Origin of the sequence: Pseudogemmobacter faecipullorum (assembly GCF_020539525.1) — a bacterium.
GTDB lineage: Bacteria > Pseudomonadota > Alphaproteobacteria > Rhodobacterales > Rhodobacteraceae > Pseudogemmobacter > Pseudogemmobacter faecipullorum.
Window position 1 is genome coordinate 1 of sequence record NZ_JACDXX010000058.1, and the last position, 2,828, is coordinate 2,828.

Sequence of the window (2,828 nt, forward strand, 5' to 3'; positions counted from 1 at the left end):
TCCAGGTCCGCATCGCCGTCCTGAACGGCTACACAGCGCTCGGCATACCTGTCACGGAAGCCGTGGGATAAGTCTGTCCGGGGAAAGGGGAACCTCGGCAAACACGCGATTTGCGCAACAGAGCCATTTGAAAACAAAATAAATACGCTCGATCGTAACGGTCAAGCTCTATGATTGAATGTTATGTCGACAGTTCTAAAATTCCTTCAGGCCTTCCCCCGTGGACTTAGCATCGAGCGGCTTTATGCGCTGAATGGCGGGTGTTTCTCAGAAAATGAGCGTATGGCTGTTTTGGCAGAGCTGTCCGATCTGGCGCGATCGGGCCTTGCGCGGCGGCGTGTGGATGGCTTGTGGTTTGCAGCCGTTTCTTCAGGGGGTCTGAATGCCCGAGTGGTGGGGGCTGCTGTTTCGACTGGCTTGGACGGGCTTGAACGTAATGTTTTAACAGCTGCGCCCTTCAAGATATCGTTCAGTCCCGTTGATGTAGAGGTGGAACGAAGCGAGGCAAAGCCCCTTGCGCTCGACCCGCAAGCCTTGCTGCGCTATTGGCGCTCAGCTCTCAGAAGCGACCCACGCGGCGCGATGAGCGAGGCGGTCGATCGTCATGGTGCGGTCTGGCATCTGATTGCGGGTCACGGGCCTTTGGTGCCCGAGGCGGATCTGCGGGCGACAATGGTGATTGAGCTCGATGCGCTTTCCCCAGATTTCCGCGAGGCTTTGCTCAAGCGGGCAGCGAATGAAAATGCGCTCGCGATTGGCTGGCCTCTGGCTGTGGGACGGCGTTCAGGCGTGCCGGTCATCTGGCCTGTTGGCCTGATTTCCGCGACTTGGACGCGGCAGGATGGGCAGCTGCATATCGACATCGCGCTTGATGATATCTTGATCAACCCAGATTGGATCAAGGGGGCGGCACGTCAGGCGGGGTGGAAAGCCGCTCAACTTGAGGAGATTTTTGGGGCTGAAGAAGGCGTCGGGCTTCAGTCGAAAGATTTCCTTGAGAGATTGCGCGAGGCGATGGCGCGGCAGACGCGGAGCAAGGTGTCTGGTCAGAACCTAGCCTCAGAGCTGGACCCGACCCATGAGGGAATTTTTGATTGCGCAGCTCTGTTCTTGCCCGACGACAGCACTTTTACTGCAGGGGCTGTTCGTGATCTCGATGAAATTGCGCAATGGCCGCCTGAACGTCTGGTGCAATCGGCTTTGGCTCCGGCTTTGGGGCTTGAACCTAGCTATCAGCCCGCCAAACCTATTGCTGCGGTAAATGTCGGTTCTTTGAATGCGGAGCAAATCGCGGCGGTGCGTGCGGCGAGTGAAGCGGCGCTCACAGTAGTCACGGGGCCGCCAGGGACGGGTAAGTCGCAAGCGATTGTTTCCATGGCAGCTTCGGTCATCTTGGCGGGCGGCTCGGTGCTTGTGGCCTCCAAAAACCACCAAGCTTTGGACGCCGTAGAAGATCGCTTAGGCGGGTTGGTTCCAGATGCCGATTTTTTGGTGCGGACTTTGGACCCAGAGCGAGAGATTGATCGCTCATTCCGCAGCGTGTTGGGCGATTTGACAAATGTGAAGACCCGTGCGGCCGCGCCGGTCGATATCGTTTTGCTTAAAAGTCTTGAGCATATGGCTATAAATCGCGCTGCGATGCTTGATGCGATGCTGGAGCGTGATCGGATCGAGAGCGAGCTTGCGGAACTGCATGAGCGGTTGGAAACTCGGCGTAAATTTTCCGCTCAAGCGCCTGTTGCCATCGAAGAAGATCTTGCGCCGATGTCTCTTTGGGCGCGGGTGCTTGCTGCGATTTCCTTGCTTTTGCGTGGGCGTGCGCCCGAAATGGGCGAGGCGCAGTCTAAGGTTGTCAGCCTGTCGAGCCTAGAAGCACGGCTCAGCGAATTGCACAGTGCGCGCAAAGCGCTGCGCGCGAGTGACAGCGTAGTGCAATTGAGCGATCAGATTGCCGAACTGGCTCAGCGGGTCCTGAGCATGGTCGTCAAGGAGCGGGTCTCGCTCTCGAATGAGTGCCTGTCTGTGCTGGAGGATGCTAAAGCCGATCTTGATTTCCAAGGACGTCAGACTGCGGTGCCGTTTCCCGTGGCGCAGACTATCTTGGGGCCAAGGCCACTTTGGCTGGCCTCTATCCTCGGCACTCCCAAACGCATCCCGCTGGAAACCGGTCTCTTTGATCTCGTGATTTTCGATGAGGCAAGCCAATGCGATATTGCTTCCGCGCTGCCGCTGATGGCGCGTGCGAAACGTATGGTGGTGGTCGGCGATGACCGTCAGCTCAGCTTCATTCCTCAGCTCGGACAGGCCAAAGATCGCAATCTGATGCAAGCGCAAAACCTGCCCGTCGAGCAGATGAGCCGTTATGCGCAAAGTCGCAATTCTTTGTTTGATTTTGCTAAACGCTTGCCTGCGGCGCATAAGATTCTGCTGCGCCAGCAATATCGTTCTGTCGGGCCGATCGTCGACTATATCAGTTCGGAATTCTATGGAAGCGCCCTGAAGGTCGCCTATGATCCCGAGCGGATAGTGACGCCCAAAGCGCAAAAGGCTGGCATCGCTTGGACCCATGTAGCTGCACCTATGGTAAGCGAAGGAAATAATGTCAATCGTGCTGAAGTCCGTGCCATCGTCGAGCAAATACAAAAGTTACTTTTGAGTGAAAATTACACTGGCACGATCGGCGTAACTTCGCCCTTCCGTGGGCTCTGTTGCGCAAATCCCGTGAGGGATTCATCTCGTGAATCCAATATGGTAGCTGGGGTGCATGAGCAGACCCACCTCCCCGACCTACAGGACTAGGAACTGGCCAGCCTATAACGATGCGCTCA

At 56.6% G+C, this 2,828-nt stretch carries 1 protein-coding gene; it reads left to right on the plus strand.

The genetic code is table 11. From position 1 onward, the window contains the following. Positions 1-183 precede the first annotated feature (183 nt). Positions 184-2,799 carry a DEAD/DEAH box helicase gene (locus tag H0485_RS20985; protein WP_226937837.1) on the plus strand — a complete coding sequence of 872 codons (2,616 nt, stop codon included), beginning with the start codon at positions 184-186 and terminating at the stop codon, positions 2,797-2,799. Positions 2,800-2,828: the final 29 nt, after the last annotated feature.